Raw genomic sequence first — 19,254 nt, 5'->3', positions numbered from 1 at the left:
TTATTCGCCGCGGTGCAATAGTGCATCTACGGCGAATATGGTCAGGCGGAATGACACAGGACTTTGTTGCCCGGTAGGCCTGAAATGGCTGGCTGTAGGCATAAATACATAGAGTTTCAACCGCTGCGCTGTCTGTGGAAGCGCGGGCGTTGAAATGTTTTAGAGGAGTACGCGAACCTGATGAGCGCATCAAAAGAACGCAAGGGTGGTTCCGGCGGAAATAAGCGCGGTAACCGCTCGACTCGTGCCCGTCGCACGACTGTTGCCACCACCCCGGCCCGTCCATTGCGTCAGGCAATGACCTTGGCTGAGTTGAACGCGGCCGCCGGTGTGGAACCAAATCTGAACCGCTTGCGCATTACGCGCCGCACCCCGGTCAACACCCCGGACACCGCGCGGATGAACCGTCAAGCCGAACGCCGCGCGCAACGTGCCGCACAGAACACCGATACTGACCAGCAGCAGTCAGTGGCCGCGAAGCTTCCTGGCACCGCTCAGGACCAGCCGGTGAAAACTGCCGCGGTGACCCAGCCACAGGTTGCTGAGCAGCCTGCAGCGCCCGAAGAAGTTGAGGATCACACCGGTGCGCTCTTGGCCGAACATGGCAGCATCATGATGATCAACCCGTTCGCCGTTCCCGAGGCTGCCCATACCGTGGTGCGTCACGCCATCCCGAAGGCGAAGCCAGTGCGCGCCGAGCAGCCTGCAGAGGATGATGAGCACGAGTCCGAAGAGGTGACCTCACGCCGTCGGCGTCGCCGCCGTCGCGGTGAGGTAGACCTGGAGTTGGAAGGGGGATCGCAGGACGATCCACCCAATACCGTCACCCGGGTCCGTGCCCCACGCACCAGCGTGGACAGCCACGCCTCGAATAAGGTCACCGCGCTGCGCGGTTCGACCCGCTTGGAAGCCAAGCGTCAGCGCCGGCGTGAATCGCGGGAGACCGGCCGTCGCCGCCATGTGATCACCGAAGCCGAGTTCTTAGCTCGCCGCGAGTCGGTGGAACGCCAGATGATTGTGCGCCAACGTGAAGATCGGATCCAGATTGGTGTGCTGGAAGATGGGGTGCTGGCCGAGCATTTCGTGTCGAAGACCCAACAGGATTCGCTGATTGGCAACGTGTACCTCGGTAAGGTGCAAAACGTCCTGCCTTCCATGGAAGCCGCGTTCGTGGACATTGGCCGTGGCCGCAACGCTGTGCTTTATGCCGGCGAAGTGAACTGGGATGTTGCCGGGTTGGAAGGCCAGCCGCGCCGCATCGAGAACGCCTTGAAGGCCGGAGACTCGGTGCTGGTTCAGGTCACCAAGGACCCGGTGGGTCATAAGGGTGCCCGCTTGACCAGTCAGGTCTCTTTGCCCGGACGCTATTTGGTGTACGTTCCCGGCGGTTCGATGACCGGGATCTCCCGCAAGCTGCCCGATGTGGAACGTCAGCGGCTGAAGAAGATCCTGAAGGATCACCTGCCAGAAGACGCCGGTGTGATCGTGCGTACCGCTGCCGAAGGGGCAAGCGAAGAAGAGTTGATGAACGACATCAACCGACTGCGCGCTCAGTGGGAGGGCATCGAAGCTCAGTCCACCTCCAGCAAGACGCTGGCTCCTGAGTTGCTCTATTCGGAACCGGATCTGACCATCAAGGTGGTCCGTGATGTGTTCAACGAAGACTTCACCAAGCTGATCGTCTCCGGCAGCCAAGCCTGGGACACCATTGAGGCCTATGTCATGTACGTGGCCCCGGATCTGCTGGGTCGTCTTGAACAGTGGACCTCCGATGAGGATATCTTTGCTCAGTACCGGATTGATGAACAGATCACCAAGGCCCTAGACCGCAAGGTCTTCCTGCCATCCGGTGGCTCGCTGGTCATCGATCGTACCGAAGCGATGACCGTGGTGGACGTGAACACCGGGAAGTTCACCGGTTCCGGTGGCAACCTGGAAGAAACCGTGACCAAGAACAACTTGGAAGCGGCCGAAGAAGTCGTCCGTCAGCTGCGCCTGCGCGATATCGGTGGGATCATCGTGATCGACTTCATTGACATGGTCTTGGAAGCCAACCGTGACCTCGTGCTGCGCCGCCTGGTCGAATGCTTGGGCCGTGACCGGACCAAGCACCAGGTCGCTGAGGTCACCAGCCTGGGGCTGGTGCAGATGACGCGTAAGCGGATGGGCACCGGCCTGTTAGAAGTCTTTGGCGAGTCTTGCGAACATTGTGCCGGCAGCGGTGTCATCACCCACGAAGAACCCATTGAGCACCGCAAGAGCTTTAACTCGCACGGGGAGTCCCATGCGAAGAAGGGCCAGGAGGCTAAGTCCGGCAGCAGTCGTTCCAGCCGCCGCCGTCGCTCAGGACAGCAGGAGAGCGAGCACACTAAGCCCGCAGAAGGCACGCAGCACGAGTCGCAGAACGCTGAGAAGACCGAAGCAACTCGTAGCGCACTGGCTAACATTGCCGCAGCCTCACACCTGACCGACAGTACCGAGACCCCCGGCGCCGGTGAGGTTATCGGCGCTCAGAAGCCTGCCGCCACCCCGGCGAGCCTCGAAGAGCTGGAAGCGGTGCTGCCGATGGGAGAACGTGCCCAGGAGCAGACGGAGAATGGCGAGTCCAACCGGGCCCGCAAGCAGCGGCGACGCTCTCGTTCACGCTCGCGTTCTTCGGTGAGCGCTGAAGAGTCGAGCACGCAGGCTTCGGAGGCTGAGCAGGCAGTTGAGCAGCAGCCAGAAACTAGCCCGGATCCGGCTCCCGCAGCAGCGGCGAAGACCGGACGCGGCAGCCGACGCGCCACCGCGCCCCAGGCTACCGATCGCACTGAGCAGGAGCAGCCGGTTCTCACCGGTCTCGCGCTGCCGGCCACGGCCACAGATCAGCCGGCAGCAGAGACTGTGCCCGCACCGGTTGCTGCCGCAGTACAGAGTTCCACAAAACCAAAGCGCCGCAGCCGCCGAGCCACCTCGGCTCAGGGGGATGCGAACGCAGAGGTTGTTGTGAGCGACGTCGCCAATGCCACGGGTAACCGTGTGCAGATGGAGACACTCAGTAAGCCAAGCGTTACCACCACCGAGCCAGCTGCAGCGCCAGTGATGCTTGGAGTGGGGGTTCCGGTACGCGAACTGAAAAGATGATCCTGATCACGCAGGGCGCGCCGGAGCGGTTTTCATTTGCCCCGGCAGCGTTTTCTAGCGTAATCTAGTTCATCGGTGCTAAACGCCAAGATCACGGTTTTTCCGCTCGGCGTCAAGGCACAAGCGCATGAGATCCCCGGATCGTTCCTAGCCGAAGGAATAAGGGTAGATTTCTGCGCCGGTAAGACAATAAACGTCGAGTAGAAGTGAGTACCCACGTGGTGTACGCAATTGTCCGCGCAGGCGGCCACCAGGAGAAGGTTTCCGTTGGAGACCTCATCACCGTTGACCGTCTTCAGGCTGCCGCAGGCAGCTCCATTGAGCTTCCGGCTCTGCTGTTGGTTGATGGCGAGAAGGTAACTTCCGCCGCTGACGAGCTGGCAAAGGTCAAGGTTACCGCTGAGGTTGTTGAAAACCTTCGCGGCCCGAAGATCGTTATCCAGAAGTACAAGAACAAGACCGGTTACAAGAAGCGCCAGGGCTTCCGTGCCGCTTTGACCAAGGTCAAGGTCACCTCGATCGCCTAATTTTGGGCGTATCGTAGAACAAGAATATTTGTAGCGAAAGAGGTTTAAGCTATGGCAAGTAAGAAAGGTGCGAGCTCGACCAAAAACGGTCGCGACTCGAATCCACAGTTCCTAGGCGTTAAGCGCTTCGGTGGCCAGGAAGTCAACGCAGGCGAAATCATCGTTCGTCAGCGTGGCACCCACTTCCACCCAGGTGCCGGCGTTGGACGTGGCAAGGATGACACCTTGTTCGCCCTGACCGCTGGTGCGGTTGAGTTCGGCACCCGTCGTGGTCGCCGCGTGGTGAACGTGGTTTCTGCCGCCTAAGTATAGGCAACAGGCAAAACTTTTTTAGTACGTCAAGGGGTGGGCCGGGATTCCGGCTCACCCCTTGCGTGCGTTTAGCTAGACTTAATGACGAGTAGATCTCGTATCCCCTTATTCAAGGAGAAGAACCCCCGTGGCCGCATTCGTTGATCGCGTAACACTACATGTCACCGCCGGTAATGGTGGACATGGCTGTGTTTCCATCCACCGAGAGAAATTCAAACCCCTAGGTGGACCCGACGGAGGCAACGGGGGTAACGGTGGAGACATCATCCTGCGAGTCTCCCCGCAGGTCACCACCCTGTTGGACTTCCACCACCTGCCGCACCGCAAAGCCGGCAATGGTGAACCAGGCAAGGGCGGGTTACGTCCGGGTAAGCAGGGCGAGGACCTGATTCTGCCCGTCCCGGCCGGCACCATCATTAAAACCCGTGACGGGGACATCCTTGCCGATTTGGTGAATATCGGAGACGAGTACCTCGCCGCCGCCGGTGGTCAGGGTGGTTTGGGTAACGCCGCCATTGCCTCGGAAAAGCGCAAAGCCCCGGGCTTCGCTTTGCTGGGTATTCCCGGTCAGCAAAATGATCTAGTCCTCGAGTTGAAGACCGTGGCGGACATCGCTTTGGTCGGTTACCCCTCGGCAGGTAAATCCTCGCTGATTGCCGCGCTATCCGCCGCCCGGCCGAAGATCGCCGACTACCCATTCACCACTCTGGTCCCCAATCTCGGCGTGGTTCAAGCCGGTGAAGTGCGTTACACCGTGGCCGATGTGCCGGGTCTCATCCCGGGCGCTTCCGAAGGCAAGGGGCTGGGTCATGAGTTCCTGCGCCACGTCGAACGCTGCGCAGCGATCGTGCATGTGCTTGACGGTGCCTCGCTGGAGTCGGACCGTGACCCCATTACCGACCTTGAGGTGATTGAAGCCGAACTGGCCGCCTATGAGGTCGATTCCTCCTACGCCGGAACCGATGGGACTATCGTGCCGCTCACCGAGCGACCAAAATTGGTGGCGCTCAACAAAGTAGATATGCCAGACGGGGCCGACATGGCCGAATTTGTGCGTCCAGAACTCGAAAAACGTGGTTATCGGGTCTTTGAGATCTCTGCGCTTTCGCGTAATGGATTGCGTGAACTGTCCTTTGCCATGGCTGAATTAGTTTCAGAGGCACGCGCTAAGGTCGAGCATGAAGCACCGGTGGTCGAAGTGCCGGTGATCCGTCCACGCTCGGTGAACAAGAAGGAATTCCTTATCCGCCGCGAGGAACAGAACCTTGAACCACTGTGGCGGGTCGTCGGTGAGAAACCGGAACGCTGGATTATGCAGACCGATTTCTCTAATGATGAAGCCGTGGGTTACCTGGCGGACCGTTTGAACCGCTTGGGTGTGGAAGATGGTCTGTTCCGGGCCGGCGCCAAACCGGGGGAGGCGGTAGTCATCGGTGCCGAGGAAAACTCGGTGGTCTTTGACTGGGAGCCAACCATGGCCGCTGGAGCGGAGCTTCTTGGCGGTGGCCGTCGCGGCGAGGACGTGCGCTTGGAAGACCGCAGCCGTCCAACCCGTGAGCAGAAGCGTGCCGAACATGATGAACGTAAGGCGGCGAAGGCTGCCGCACGAGCGGAGCTAGAAGCCGAACGCAAGGCCGGGATCTGGACAGAAAGTGTCCAGGCTAAGGCCAAGCGGCAGCGCCCACACACCGGGGACGAAAAGAAGGAAGACTAACGCACATGAGCCTGCGCGCGACCAAGACCCTCTCTGCCATCACCCTGCGCAGCCAGCTGCCGCAGGCGCAGCGGCTGGTGGTTAAGGTGGGGTCCTCGTCTTTGACCACCATGGAAGGTGGGATCTCCCACGAGCGGCTGAAAGCCTTGGTCGACGCGCTCGCTATGGTAGCTAGCCGCGGCACCGAAGTCGTATTGGTCTCTTCCGGGGCCATGGCCGCGGGCTTCGCTCCATTGGGTCTAGCCAAGCGTCCCAAGGACCTGGCTACCCAGCAGGCGGCTGCAGCTGTAGGGCAGGGACTCTTACTGGCGCAATACACCAACGAGTTCGCTACTCACGGTCTAACCGTCGCTCAGGTGCTGCTGACCGCCGATGATCTGAGCCGCCGGCAAAGCTACACCAACGCGCTGCGTTCACTCACCCGACTGCTGGGACTCGGGGTGCTACCCATCATCAACGAGAACGACGCGGTGGCCACCCACGAGATCCGCTTCGGGGATAACGACCGGTTGGCTTCGCTGGTCGCCCACCTGATCAAGGCCGACGCGCTGCTGCTGCTTTCCGATGTGGACTCGGTCTATGACGCCCACCCACGTCACGGAGGAAACCGTATCCCGGTGATCAAGCATCCGCGCGAGCTGGATGCCGTAAATCTGGGTACCGCGGGGGAGGCCGGGGTGGGCACCGGCGGCATGATCACCAAGGTCGAGGCAGCGGTGATGAGTTCCTCATCGGGAATCCCCGTGCTCGTGACCTCCGCAGACAATGCCGCTCAAGCTCTAGCTGGGAACGACGTGGGCACCTGGTTCGCGGCACGCAACACCCGTCGTTCGGCGCGTGATGTATGGCTGGCTCACCTAGCGAGCCCGCAGGGCAAATTGACCGTGGATGCCGGGGCTACCCGTGCGGTGCGCAGTGGCGAAAATTCGCTGTTGGCCGCCGGAATCACTGCGGTGTCCGGTGACTTCGAAGCCGGTGACGCCGTAGAGATCTGCGATCAGCACGGCAAAGTGTTTGCGCGCGGACTAGTGAATTACGCCTCGCATGAACTTCCCGCAATGCTGGGACGTACCACCAACCAGCTCACCACTTGGCTCGGTGAAGGTTACGAACGCTCGGTGATACATGTCGATGATCTAGCCTTGCTCTAGACCGGTTCCTATCATAGATATATGAGTCTGGAAGCAGTAAACATCGACAGCACCGATACCGTAACGGCCATTAATTCTTTGGCCGACCGAGCACGTAAAGCTTCGCGCGTTCTTGCCCGGGCAAACCGGGACTGGAAAGACCGTGCACTGCGTCAAATCGGAAAAACCCTAGATCAGAACCGTCCAATGATCCTTGCGGCTAACGCCAAGGATTTGGAAGAGGGTCGCGAACGCGGAACCTCCAAGGCGATGCTGGATCGCTTGAAACTCGATGACGCACGTATCGACGGGCTGATCTCCGCCCTTGAAGAGCTAGCCGGACTCCCAGATCCGGTGGGCCGGGTCATGCGCGGAGAAACGTTGCCTAATGGGTTGCGGATGCGCCAGATACACGTGCCCATGGGCGTGATCGGCACAATCTACGAAGCGCGCCCGAACGTCACCGTTGATATTGCCGGACTGTCACTGAAGAGCGGCAACGCCGTCTTACTGCGCGGTGGCTCAGCTGCTTTGAACTCCAACATGGCGCTAGTCGGTTTGATCCGTGACGCTTTAGAGAAGGTTTCACTGCCCCGGGATCTGGTGATCTCGGTGGACGAATACGGACGCCCTGGCGCGGACGCCATGATGGGTGCCCGGGGCAAAATCGATGTACTGATTCCACGCGGCGGCCGGGAACTAATCCAGCGGGTAGTCACCACCGCCAAGGTCCCGGTTATCGAAACCGGTGAAGGCAATGTGCATATTTACATTGATCAAAGCGCCGACACCGAAATGGCCATTGATATCTTGCTGAACGCCAAAACTCAGCGGCCAAGTGTATGCAACACCGTGGAAACCCTACTCATTCACCACAATGCGGCGGCTGCTCTGCCGGTACTCAAAGAACTGCGCCAGGCGGGGGTCAACTTGCACACCGACGCTGCTGCCGCAGAACTCGCTGCGGAACTGTCTCCGGTAATCGCCGGTGAAGGCGACTGGGCCAATGAATACCTAGATCTGGATATCGCGGTGAAACTGGTCAGCGACATGGATGAGGCCTTGGAGCACATTCGCCAGTATTCCACCGGACATACCGAAGCAATCATTACTAGCGACCTGAAAAACTCCGAACGTTTTATCGCTGAAATTGACTCGGCTGCGGTGATTGTCAACGCCTCAACGCGCTTCACTGACGGGGGACAACTAGGCTTAGGTGCCGAAGTAGGAATCTCAACGCAGAAGATTCACGCTCGCGGGCCGATGGGTCTGAGCGAACTGACCACCACCAAATGGGTGGTTCAGGGCGACGGACATATTCGTAAATAGTTTCTGTCTACCGTTTTCGGTAGGATGTAGAAGAACGTATCGTAAGTGGTTGATCGATGGTTGGCCGTTGATCACTATGAGTATCTGGAGAGTCACTTGAACGCTCTGTACCTAGCTGTAGCAGCTACCGAATCCGGCCTTTCCGGCGACACCTGGGCCTTGCTCATCGGTGGGGCGATCTTTGTTGCCCTGATGATTGGCCTGCTGGTGACCCTGTCGTACACCAACGTTGGTAATCGTCACCAAGCAAAGCCTGAACCACAAGACATCCACCGGCAGACTAAGGTTCACGAGACTAAGCACTAGCCACTAGTGAATTCTTCAGCACAGCACCGCCCATTCCGCCTCGGCGTAATGGGCGGTACTTTTGACCCCATCCACAATGGTCACTTGGTAGCTGCCAGCGAGGTTGCCGCCGAATATGATCTGGACGAAGTGGTGTTCGTCCCCACTGGGCAGCCCTGGCAAAAAGCTGACAGGACAGTGACTCCCGCTGAAATGCGTTACCTGATGACGGTGATCGCTACCGCGTCAAATCCCCGCTTTACCGTCAGCCGGGTAGATATCGACCGTGGTGGGGATACCTACACCATCGATACCCTGCGTGACCTGCAAGCCGAGCGTCCCGAGGCGGAGTTGTTCTTCATCACCGGCGCTGACGCAATGAGTCAGATTATGAGCTGGAAGGATGCCGATCAGCTCTGGGACTTAGCGCATTTTGTGGGCGTCACCCGACCCGGACATCAGATGCCCGAGGTGGCGCAGGACAGTGCCTCTGAACTGGAAATCCCCGCACTATCGATTTCCTCTACCGACTGTCGTGCCCGCGTGGCTGGCGGTAAACCGGTATGGTATTTAGTGCCGGACGGTGTGGTGCAGTACATTGCAAAATATGGACTGTATACCGAGTCGCACCCCTCAAGTGACACCCTCAACACGGCATAATCACTAGATAAGGGTGTAGATAATCCTCTATGCGGTCGGGAGAAGGACAGGATGAGCGATAACACGCAGCCGGCTTCAAGCCGGCGAGCTCTGCGTGAAAAGCGGCGGGCAGAAATGGAAGCCCTGCTGGCTAACAGCAGAGCCGAACAAGAAGCCCGTGAACAAGCGGCTAAAGAACAAGAAATTCAAGCCGAATCCCCTTCCAATCAGCCCAAGGTTGCCAAGCCGCCAGCTGCCAAACAAGAGCCCGCGAAAGCTACCCCGGTACCAGCAGCAAAGAAAGCAGCTACACCAGCAAAACCTGCCCCAGCGAGCCCTGCACCGAGCAATACCGCGAAGCCAGCAGCTCCGGCCGCGAAGCCCGCTTCCAAACCGGTGTCCTCCACTGCCAAGAGTGAATCGACGAATTCTGCGCCCAAGGCAACAGCGGCTAAAACTGCTGCGGAGAAACCCGGCGCCAAGCCGGCTGACGCAGCTGCGGCTAAGCCAGCGGCTCCAGCATCCACGCAAAGTGAAGCACCTCAAAGCACCGAGCCGGTATTGGGGGAGCGCGCTTCATTACGCCGGGCACGCGACCGCGAAGCCTTACGTGAGCGTCGGCGTTTGCAGGAAGAAGTTTCGGAGCTCACCACAAATATTCCTACGGCAGAACCAGCGGTAGAGCCGAAGCCGTTGACCCGTCGCCAATTGCGCCTTCAAGCTCTCGCAGAACAGCAGAAGGGCAGTGCATCTGCTGGCGAAGGGAAGAAAGCTCAGAGCCCAAGTAGTAAGCCGGCAGTCGCTAAGACCACAGATGACGACCCGGAAACTACTGTGATGAGCGTCGAGGAAGCGCTAGCGGCTCGCCGCCAGCATGCCCCGGCACCACCCGTTGACCCGAACCTGCTCAGCGATGACGATAGTGAAATCGACTTAGAGGTTCTAGCGCATCAACGTGAAATGGCGGCACGCGCCGCCATCATTTCGCGTCGCGCTGCCGAACGTGAGCGGTTGCGTCAAGAAAACGTCAAGGCTGGTAAGGAAGATACCTCATCGGATCCGTTCACCGGAGCCCTGGGTAATATTCGCGAGTTCGAAGATTCGGTAGCGCGATCGGGCGTTTCCGGACCGAAAACCGAGAGCGTTGCGCTGGATATTGAGTCCACAGGCAAGGCGGCACCCGCGAAACCCGCACCTAAACCGGTCGCTGCAAAACCTGGCACTAAACCCGCGCCGAAACCTGCCGCCAAGACCCCAGCAAAACCTGCTGCCAAGCGCCAGACGGAAACTCCGAAGCCAAAGCCGGTGCAAGCCAGTGCCGCGGTAGCCAATGAGGTTGCCGAGGAAGTTGCCTTTGACGTAGTGGACTTGCCACGCGTTGGCGCAGTAGATGCTCAAGGCTTGCAGCCCTTAGATGCCCAGACCGCGGGCGTACGTCGTGCGAATAATATGTACTTGGCAATGATTGCAGCCCTCGCGGTAGGCGGTATTGCACTGGTGGCCGGTATCATCATGATGTTCAGCAACTAGTCCATAGTTGCTGACGTATAATTGAGCAGAATTAAGTCCCTCTTCTAGGAGATATACCCCTTTATGGCCGCACACGCCGATTCGATCGCATTGGTTCACATTGCAGCACTGGCCGCCGACGAGAAGCAAGCACAAGACATCATCGCTCTTGACGTCGCCGAACGATTGGGTGTGACCGACGCCTTCCTGATTGTCTCGGGTAATTCGGAGCCACAGGTCAACGCGATTGTTGATGAAATTCAGGCAAAAGTTCACGAAGAAATAGGGTTGCGTCCAGTGCGTCGCGAAGGTTTTGGACTCGGACGTTGGGTGTTGCTGGACTACGGAGACGTGGTCGTTCACGTTCAGCACCAAGAAGACCGAGTTTTCTATGCCCTTGAACGTCTCTGGGCAGACTGCCCAGTGATCGAGCTTCCCGAGCAACTGCGTAAATCTGCAGGCTAAGCTCTGATTTGCGCCTGACTGGGTAATTCATCTATGATTGATGAGTTGCCTGAAAGGGTAGCAAGTCCTCGGGGGTATGGCGCAGTTGGTAGCGCGTCTGCATGGCATGCAGAAGGTCAGGGGTTCGAATCCCCTTACCTCCACTCGAGAAATTGAGACAGCTCGTACCAAGAAAATCCGTCAAGCAATGCTTGGCGGATTTTCTTATTTCGCCTATCGCGTGGCATGTCTGCTTTCGCTCCGGATTGCACTTTGAAGGTATCGAGGATAAGGCGAAAGCAACACTTCCCTGCTCTGATTCCGAAAACCCCGGACTAAGCGGGGCAACAGCGAGTAGAGTTTTCACCAGTATCAATACAAGGAGTCAAATACTGATGAGTCTCAAAGAACGTTTGCACGACGATAGCATTGTTCACCTCAAGGCCGGCAACGAGCTAGAGAAAACAACGCTACGCAACATTCTCAGTGCAATCGGCACCAAAGAAAAGTCGGGCAAGAACCCCACCGCTATGACCGATCAAGAGGTAGAGACACTGTTGCGCAAAGAAGTTGCCAACCGTGAGGAAACCGCCAAGATCGCCACCGCCGAGGGACTGAGCGAGCGCGCAGAACGTGAACTTGCCGAGGCGGAGTTTATTTCAACTTATTTGCCGAAGGCGCTTAGCCGGGATGAAGCGCAGGGTATTGTCGATCGGATTATGGCTGAGCTGGCCGCAGATCACGAACTAACAATGAAGGACATGGGCAAGGCCATGAGACTGATCGGTGCCGAAATCGCCGGTCGCTTTGACGGTAAGGCTGTGTCCGATATGGTTCGGGCTAAGTTGAGCTAATGCGCGGGTTCGGTCTCGTGACGGTAAAGAGTGTGAGGCTCCGCGTCGGGTCTGCTAGCAAGACCTGGGCGCGGGCCAGCCGTGCACGAAGTTCAGTTTCTTTCAGCTCGGTGCGTAGCTCTTCTGAGGGATCCTGAGCGCTCGGGAGTAGAGCTTCGAGCCTTTGGCGATGCGAGCCCCGGCGGCGATAGCTCCCGCAAGGCTCTCTGGAGCTTGCATCAACTGTTCGGCTCGATGACTGCGTCCATCGGTATGCTCGTCACTAACGTTCGTTCATAGGCCGTTAGCGTTGAATTTGATGAATCAGGTTCGCTTTCCATCCTGGTGATGAATCGGTAACCTGCACTCACCACCTGGAAGCTCATCGACTTTGCTCTCCACCAGCTGACGGGTCAGCCGATATTTCTGGTTTTTCTCGGGCGCATTCTGTCATTGGGTGAGTTGGGCCAGTTGAGGTTTCCGGTAGCTCAACGTCCCGGGCAATGTTTGGCCAGGGACCGGTCATTGCACTTTCTCTGTGACCGGTTTGCGGCCAAGTATCTCCACGGAGATCCCAACGCGCAGGTGATCACACAGATGTTGCCATCCGTTGGATCCAATGGGTTTGAAACCTTCGGTAGCGGCCTGTTCCAGCTGCGCATCGGTGGGTGACTGATCCAAGACGAACGCTTGATGATACTGGTTGATGTACTTCGTCTGCCAGAGATCACCTACCCATTGCTCGTAATGAGCTCCGGCTTTCTGGCGCCCGACGTTCCAATGCTTTAGCGCTTGATTCAGATCCCGTAGACCAGGTTTCATCGTTCCTGCAGCGGATTCTGCAGGGTCGAAGGTGCAACGACCATGTCTGACGACCAGTAACGCCTGCGAAAACCGTAGGCTGGCCAACAGTGTGGCGCGCTCGGGATGCTCTTGACTGTAGCGAGGATGGATACCCGGCTTATTAGGGTCGCCGGCTCTACCGATGCCCTTTCGTAGTTCGCAGCGAATGCAAATATAGCGCTTGATTGCCCGAATACCGTACCAGCCAAACCAACAGCCACCGTCATCGCGGAACCAGCAGGACCCATGAGAGCAAGTAGCTGGGGGAGCCCAGGATCCGGCTACCGTGTCTCCGGGGCGCAGTGCATTCAGTAATCCGGTATTCGAGTGCTCCTTGTAGCTCGAATTCATCGCCGCCAAACGTCAGTTTGCAGTCATAGAAATGTCGGCGCTGCGTTTGGCCCATGACTCACTATTGACTTGATTCGTTCGAGCGGCGGCGGGAGCGGCCACAATTTCGACGCTGATTCAGGCTACACGGATGGTGAACGTTCTTGGACTGAGCACCCAGTTTTCTACACCGTTGCGTGTACCGGTAAGTGTCACAGCCGTTACTGGCAGTCGGTAAGTGATTTCGAAATTTTCCACGTAGACCCCTCGGAGTAAGATGCAGTGACCTAGGGAAGTCGCGTCATTAACCGTCGGTCAATAACCTGAGTCCATCATCGAGGTGCAACGGGAAACCTGGGCGATCTTGAACTGCGCGGAAGATCCCTGGAAAATGATCTGAAGCTTCGGCTGCGGGTCACTTGTGGCGAAGGTAGCGGCCAAAAATCCAGGCGGGGAGCACCTACCTGAGTGCTCCCCGCCTGGATGAGATTTCTTTTGCGTGCCGGCCTACTTCTGGGCGGCCTTGTTATGTGAAGATTCTTCACCGCGAACGATTCGTTGGATCTCGTCTTCCTGCGGTGTCGAGAGATAACGCTCTAGTGAATCATCAAGCTCCTGCAGCCACGGAGTATGGTGCACAGCTGCCAACGTACCGGTCATGACTGACGGGTACACTTGGTCACGATAATTCAAGATGTTGCTCTTCTTATCGTCCTTCCACGCTAAGAAAATCCGGCTGACCTCGTCAAGATCGAACATGGGGTAGTCTGTCTGTTCGATGAGATCACGAATGTAGTCGGCTTGGAATCCGATATCGTCGGCCGCACCGTCTAGGGCACCGAAGCGCTGAAGCCAGCGATCAATGTCCTGACGCTGCTCCGTTGCCGAAGGCAGCGTAGCGTCACCAAGGATGACGTCGCGGACGTACCACGCCTGCGCATCAAACATATTGAAAGTGAACCATTGGTCCTGGGCACCGAGATAAAACAGCTTGTTGTTGGCCTCACTGACCACACCGCGGTACAAGGTGTCCGGGTATAGGTTGTTCGGCGAAGACAGTGCCAGATCCGAGGGGAGGAATGGATAGTGGTGCAGGTATCCAGTGCACAGAATCACCGCGTCGATCTTGCGAGTTTCACCGTTATGGAAATGCACGGTGGATCCGTCAAACCGCTTGATCAAGGGTACTTCTTCGATACCGTCGGGCCAGTCGAAGCCCATTGGTGCACTGCGGTAGCTAATCGTGACGGAATTTGCGCCCATCTTGAAGCACTGCACTCCGATATCTTCCGCGGAGTAGCTCGACCCAATGAGCAAGACATTCTTATCGGCTAAGCCTTCGGCCCCGCGGAAATCATGTGCGTGCATAAGGATGCCAGGATAAGTCTCGATCCCGTCGAATTCTGGAACGTTAGGGAAGCTGAAATGCCCGGATCCTACGATCACATGGTCGAATTCACTGCTTTCGGTTTTTCCAGTCTTCAGATCCTCTACCGTCACGGTGAATAGATCAGTGTTTACATCGAAGTCGACCCAACGTACAACGGTGGAGAAGCGTACATGCTTCTTTACATCGGACTTTTCGGCCCGGCCGTTGATGTAATCCCAAAGTACTTCGCGAGGCGGGTAAGAAGAAATGGGCCGCCCGAAATGCTCATCAAAGGTGTACTCGGCGAATTCAAGTGCTTCCTTCGGCCCGTTAGACCAGAGGTTGCGGTACATACTCGAATGTACTGGTTCACCGTGCTGATCAATGCCGGTGCGCCAACTGAAATTCCACTGTCCTCCCCAGTCATCCTGCTTTTCGAAGCAGACAATTTCGGGGATCTCACGACCGGATTTCTTGGCTGATTCGAAAGCCCGCAACTGGGCCATTCCGCTGGGTCCTGCTCCAATAATTGCAACGCGTTTTGGCAAGCGTACCTCTCCGGCTTTTCAGCCTAATATCCAACGTCACGTGGCGGAAATAATCACTCAGAATAACCTGAAAACACCACGTGGAATCCATAAAATGTGCGACCAACAACCTCCGGTCAGGCATGCAAATCAGCATTCACATACCAGAGGATCCAACCGTCGCTACGAAATCCTACAAGTTCTAGTGTAACAGAACGTCAAAACAGTTTCTCGGAAAAGTCCTACTCAGTGAACTTTTTCCGGTTATCGAAGTCTAACCAAATCGCCTTAAAGCCTAGGTGAGACCCTAAATTTTACCTTCAGGGAACACGACTAAGAATTGTGTTAGGGAATCGTGTGGTCGGCCTCCGCTGTCGTGGATATAGCAGATTGCAGTGAATAATTGAAGCTTAAATCCAACTCAATTTATCGCCATGAAGTCATTCATTGAGTAGAAATGATGATTTGAAATTCCTGTGAATATTCTGTAGATCCAAGGACCCTTATCTGACTATTTGACCGCTGAAAGTGTCCTGGATTGAGGGGTGTTGCGGATGAACTGAGCCTGGCTAAGCAAGCTAGATTCACAGTTAGAGGGATCGGAATGGCCGGTCTAGTCGAGGAGCATCACCTGGTGGGGGACTCTTGCCAAAGGCAGGTTTAGTGATTTACCTGCAAGTTGCGAGTAGGCGCTGACCGATCGTCAACTACCGGTGGATTCGCTGACCCCAGATATTTCCGTTGCAACCTTGATAACCCTGCGCTACGCTCAGGAACGTTCCATTCGCGGAGGGTGGTAATACGCTGCCGGGGGCGTCGTGGTCATTCTCTCCAGCACAACTTAGTAGCCAATGCTGCCTTCAAAACACGTGGACAAAGTGCCTGATTGCGTGAACTAACCATGGAGCTTTGCAGCTAAGACTTCGCCACTTTTCGCCTAGGCTGGACGGTAGGAAAACTGATTTTCGAAGGGAGTAGCGATGGCCTGGCAGAGTACATTGCATCCACAAAGTACGGTGGATGAGATTCGAGCAGAACTTGCCGAATTGGAAGATCCGCGGATGCGTGCTGTCAATGAGAAACAGGGCAACGATTTTGGCGTCAATCTCACCAAGCTCCGGGCCGTGGCTAAGTCGTTGAAAGCCAACCAAGAACTCGCCGTTGAACTCTGGGATAGCGGTGAAACGATCCTGCGGTTGTTGGCATTATTGATCTGCCAACCCAAGAAATTTAATGAACAGCAGCTTGATCAATGGGTGCGTGAAGCCGTCGTGCCCAAGGTTAACGACTGGTTCATCAGTTATGTGGTGAAGAAAAGCGTTCATCTTGAAGCGCTACGTCAACGTTGGTTCGCCGATACCAATCCGTTGCTGGCTGCCGCCGGGTGGGAATTGACGGCATTTCAGGTCACCAAGAAACCCGAGTTGCTGGATCTACCCGGGCTGTTAGACACGATTGAAGCGGAAATGGCCCACGCACCAGATCGGTTGCAATGGGCCATGAACAACACTCTGGCCACGATCGGAATCTTCAACGCGCAGTTACGACCCCGCGCGCTGCAGATCGGCCACGACCTGCAAGTGCTCGCCGACTATCCCACCTCACCGGGCTGCACCTCGCCGTTTGCCCCGATTTGGATTGAAGAAATGGTGCGGAGGCAGGAACACTAAAGCCGGGCCGTGATGTCTGGTAAAAGACACCGCGGCCCGGCCTTCGGTCGATTCTAAGGAAGTACTACCGAACGTCGATATCGCTTCGGTTTCGCAGGGCATACTTAATGCCCAGCCAGAGCACACCAGTCAAACCCAGAGTGAGCAATAACTGGGTACGAGCAGTGGCATCGGTCATCGCCATGGCCATAATTCCGAGCATTGCCGCGATCGTTGCCAGCGACAAGAACGGGAAACCCCAGAGCTTGATCGGTAAGTCAGTTCCCTCACGCTGCGCCCGCCGACGCAAAATGAACTGGGTCAGCGCGATAAAGCTCCAAATCACGATGATGGTGGATCCCACAATATTCAGCAAGAGCGGCATCACGGCATCGGGCCACACCCAGTTCAACCCCACAGCGATGAAGGAGAAGGAAACCGACCAGATTACTGCGTTAGCCGGAACCCCCTGACCAGTGACCGTGGTTACCAGAGTGGGGGCCATCTTCCGGTGGCCCAAGGAGTAGAGCATCCGCGAGGCGCCGTAGATATTGGCGTTCATGGCCGAAAGCAACGCCACCACGATCAACAGTGCCATCATGAGCTCCACGCCGGGAACATTCAATACCGCCAGCACCGCGGAGAAGGGTCCCTCGATGACTGCTGCGGAGTTCCACGGGAGTACCGCCAGAATCACGATGATCGAGCCCAAGTAGAAGAACAGGATCCTCAGCATCACCTGAGACACTGTGCGTTTGATATTCCCCGCCGGGTCATCGGATTCGGCAGCGGCGATGGAGACCACTTCGGTGCCACCGAAAGAGAAAATCACGATCAACAGCGCCGCCGCTATTCCGGCCATGCCGCTGGGCGCGAAACCGCCGTGCTCCACAAAGTTGGCAAACCCTACTGGCTGGCTGGTGGGGATGATCCCAAGAATCGCCAACAGACCAAAGGCGAGGAAAGCCAGAATCGCGGCAACCTTGATGAAGGCGAACCAGAACTCAAATTTCCCGTAATTCCGCACCCCCAGCAGATTCACGCCGGTCAGTACAACAACGAAGAGCAGTACCCAGGACCATTGCGGAATGCCGGGAACCCAAGCGGAAAGGATCGCCGCGGCTCCGGTCGCTTCGGCAGCGATCACTACCACCAGCTGAATCCAGTAGAGCCAGCCAACGGTGCTGCCGGCGCTGCGGCCCATGGCCTTGTGTGCGAAAGTACTAAAAGCTCCGGCCGAGGGATTGGCGGCAACCATCTCGGCCAGCATCGCCATGATCACAATGACAATAGTTCCGGCCAGGAGATATGAGATCAGCACGGCCGGGCCAGCAATGGAGATGGCTTGGCCCGATCCGACGAAGAGCCCGGCACCAATGGCACCGCCCAATCCCATCATCGATATTTGGGCCCGGCTCAACCCCTTATGTAGCTGGTTAGATCCGCCGGTGGAGGGAGCTTCAGCCCCCTTGGGAGTACTTTTCAGCATGGAATGACTCACGCGCCAACCTCCGCATGTGCTGCGGCCAACGCGGCGAGAACTCGGTCGGTGTCTTCGGCTGAACCAGCTGAAATGCGCACACCTTCGCCTGGGAAGGTGCGAGCGACCACCTTGTGGGCGGCAAGCAGTGCATCCAGCTCGGCGCTATGTTCACCGGCACTGACCCAGACGAAGTTGGCCTCGGAAGCCACCGCCGGGTACCCCGCGGCGATCAGCCCGGCGTACATGCGTTCGCGCTGCTGGACCACCTCATTGATCCGAACATTCAGTTCCGCTTCGGCCTGCAAGGACGCCACTGCCGCGGTTTGGGCGAGGTCAGTCACCCCAAAAGGAAGCGACACTTTGCGCAGATTCTCCGCAACCGGCGGGTGGGCGATGGCGTAGCCTACGCGCAATCCGGCTAAGCCATAGGCCTTGGAGAAGGTGTGCAGCACTGCCACGTGCGGGTACTTGGCAAAAAGCGCGAGTCCGTCGGCGCGCACCTGCGAACGGTCAAAGTGCACATAGGCTTCATCGATTACTACCAGCACATCACGCGGAACCGCGTCGACAAAGGCGTCGAGCGCTGCGGCATCGACGACTGTCCCGGTGGGGTTGTTCGGGTTACAGATGAAAATCAGACGGGTCTTTGCGGTGATCGCATCCAGCATGGCCGGCAGGTCATGGGCGGCATCCGTATTGAGGGGAACTTCCACCGGGATCGCGCCAGAGATCCGGACCAATGAGGGGTAAGCCTCAAAGGACCGCCACGCAAACATCACTTCATCATCCGGACCGGCCACCGCGTGAATTAGCTGAGAGGCGACCTCTACGGAGCCTGCGCCCAAAACGATATTCTCTGCCGCCACCGAGTTCTTGTCCGCGATCGCTGCGCGGAGGGTCTCCGCACCAATATTTGGGTAGCGATGCAGCTGAGTCAAGCGTGCGGTAACCGCCTCGATGACCGAGTCCAAGGGTGGGTGTGGCGATTCATTAGAGGAGAGTTTCGACGCTCCGGGGGAAGCCGCCTTTCCCTGTCGATATGCGGGAACCATTTCGAGCCCTGGTCGGGTGTGGATGGTCATCAAGATCCTCTCTGAACGGAAGGCACTACCGGCAGCTGGTGCACCGAGTAGGTCGCTTTGGGCTGTGCTGGTCATGCGGTGGTGCTGGTGGGTTGCACCCGCACCGCCGAGTCTGGGTTCTTCTCC

16 protein-coding genes and 1 tRNA gene are annotated in these 19,254 nt (G+C 57.4%); 13 read left to right on the top strand and 4 right to left on the bottom strand.

Annotation, left to right across the window (positions count from 1 at the left end; genetic code table 11):
* The first annotated feature begins 180 nt into the window (after positions 1-180).
* From ACQQZ8_RS08705 to ACQQZ8_RS08650, 12 genes are all read left to right on the top strand, one after another.
* Positions 181-3,123: an Rne/Rng family ribonuclease gene (locus tag ACQQZ8_RS08705; RefSeq protein WP_431709448.1), complete on the top strand. Its 2,943-nt coding sequence runs from the start codon at positions 181-183 to the stop codon at positions 3,121-3,123.
* Between the two features lie 218 nt (positions 3,124-3,341).
* The gene (gene rplU / locus ACQQZ8_RS08700) at positions 3,342-3,650 is read left to right on the top strand and encodes a 50S ribosomal protein L21 (RefSeq protein ID WP_431709447.1); all 309 of its coding nucleotides are present in this window, start codon (positions 3,342-3,344) and stop codon (positions 3,648-3,650) included.
* 51 nt (positions 3,651-3,701) lie between these two features.
* A complete protein-coding gene (gene rpmA, locus ACQQZ8_RS08695; protein WP_265156077.1) occupies positions 3,702-3,956 on the top strand; it encodes a 50S ribosomal protein L27 in 255 nt (84 codons plus the stop codon).
* Between the two features lie 133 nt (positions 3,957-4,089).
* Entirely contained in the window at positions 4,090-5,676 is a 1,587-nt protein-coding gene (gene obgE / locus ACQQZ8_RS08690) for a GTPase ObgE (RefSeq protein WP_431709446.1), read from the top strand.
* A gap of 5 nt (positions 5,677-5,681) precedes the next feature.
* Positions 5,682-6,827, top strand: coding sequence for a glutamate 5-kinase (gene proB / locus ACQQZ8_RS08685; RefSeq protein WP_431709445.1), 1,146 nt, complete (start codon positions 5,682-5,684; stop codon positions 6,825-6,827).
* A gap of 21 nt (positions 6,828-6,848) precedes the next feature.
* Positions 6,849-8,135, top strand: a complete 1,287-nt coding sequence (locus ACQQZ8_RS08680; protein WP_431709444.1) for a glutamate-5-semialdehyde dehydrogenase — start codon at positions 6,849-6,851, stop codon at positions 8,133-8,135.
* Between the two features lie 45 nt (positions 8,136-8,180).
* Entirely contained in the window at positions 8,181-8,441 is a 261-nt protein-coding gene (locus ACQQZ8_RS08675) for a hypothetical protein (RefSeq protein WP_431709443.1), read from the top strand.
* Between the two features lie 48 nt (positions 8,442-8,489).
* Positions 8,490-9,080 carry a nicotinate-nucleotide adenylyltransferase gene (gene nadD, locus ACQQZ8_RS08670; RefSeq protein WP_431712163.1) on the top strand — a complete coding sequence of 197 codons (591 nt, stop codon included), beginning with the start codon at positions 8,490-8,492 and terminating at the stop codon, positions 9,078-9,080.
* Between the two features lie 51 nt (positions 9,081-9,131).
* The gene (locus ACQQZ8_RS08665) at positions 9,132-10,589 is read left to right on the top strand and encodes a hypothetical protein (RefSeq protein ID WP_431709442.1); all 1,458 of its coding nucleotides are present in this window, start codon (positions 9,132-9,134) and stop codon (positions 10,587-10,589) included.
* 63 nt (positions 10,590-10,652) lie between these two features.
* Positions 10,653-11,033: a ribosome silencing factor gene (gene rsfS, locus ACQQZ8_RS08660; protein ID WP_431709441.1), complete on the top strand. Its 381-nt coding sequence runs from the start codon at positions 10,653-10,655 to the stop codon at positions 11,031-11,033.
* Between the two features lie 70 nt (positions 11,034-11,103).
* Positions 11,104-11,176 (top strand) — tRNA-Ala (locus ACQQZ8_RS08655).
* A gap of 231 nt (positions 11,177-11,407) precedes the next feature.
* Positions 11,408-11,866, top strand: coding sequence for a GatB/YqeY domain-containing protein (locus ACQQZ8_RS08650; RefSeq protein ID WP_431709440.1), 459 nt, complete (start codon positions 11,408-11,410; stop codon positions 11,864-11,866).
* A gap of 501 nt (positions 11,867-12,367) precedes the next feature.
* Here ACQQZ8_RS08650 and ACQQZ8_RS08645 read toward each other — a convergent pair.
* Positions 12,368-13,039, bottom strand: coding sequence for a hypothetical protein (locus ACQQZ8_RS08645; RefSeq protein WP_431709439.1), 672 nt, complete (start codon positions 13,037-13,039; stop codon positions 12,368-12,370).
* Between the two features lie 486 nt (positions 13,040-13,525).
* Positions 13,526-14,893, bottom strand: coding sequence for an NAD(P)-binding domain-containing protein (locus tag ACQQZ8_RS08640; protein WP_431709438.1), 1,368 nt, complete (start codon positions 14,891-14,893; stop codon positions 13,526-13,528).
* Between the two features lie 1,001 nt (positions 14,894-15,894).
* Here ACQQZ8_RS08640 and ACQQZ8_RS08635 point away from each other — a divergent pair.
* The gene (locus ACQQZ8_RS08635; protein WP_431709437.1) at positions 15,895-16,584 is read left to right on the top strand and encodes a DNA alkylation repair protein; all 690 of its coding nucleotides are present in this window, start codon (positions 15,895-15,897) and stop codon (positions 16,582-16,584) included.
* Positions 16,585-16,648: 64 nt separating this feature from the next.
* On the opposite strand, the gene ACQQZ8_RS08630 is transcribed toward ACQQZ8_RS08635, so the two are convergent.
* Entirely contained in the window at positions 16,649-18,064 is a 1,416-nt protein-coding gene (locus tag ACQQZ8_RS08630) for an amino acid permease (protein WP_431709436.1), read from the bottom strand.
* Complete coding sequence (gene hisC / locus ACQQZ8_RS08625) at positions 18,061-19,203, bottom strand: histidinol-phosphate transaminase (RefSeq protein ID WP_431709435.1); 1,143 nt, start codon at positions 19,201-19,203, stop codon at positions 18,061-18,063. The genes ACQQZ8_RS08630 and hisC overlap by 4 nt, the downstream gene beginning before the upstream one ends.
* Positions 19,204-19,254 lie beyond the last annotated feature (51 nt).

Source organism: Glutamicibacter uratoxydans, assembly GCF_050753455.1.
Classification (GTDB): domain Bacteria; phylum Actinomycetota; class Actinomycetes; order Actinomycetales; family Micrococcaceae; genus Glutamicibacter; species Glutamicibacter uratoxydans_A.
Note: the sequence above shows the minus strand (reverse complement) of the source record. Positions and strands in the feature narration are given on the sequence as shown.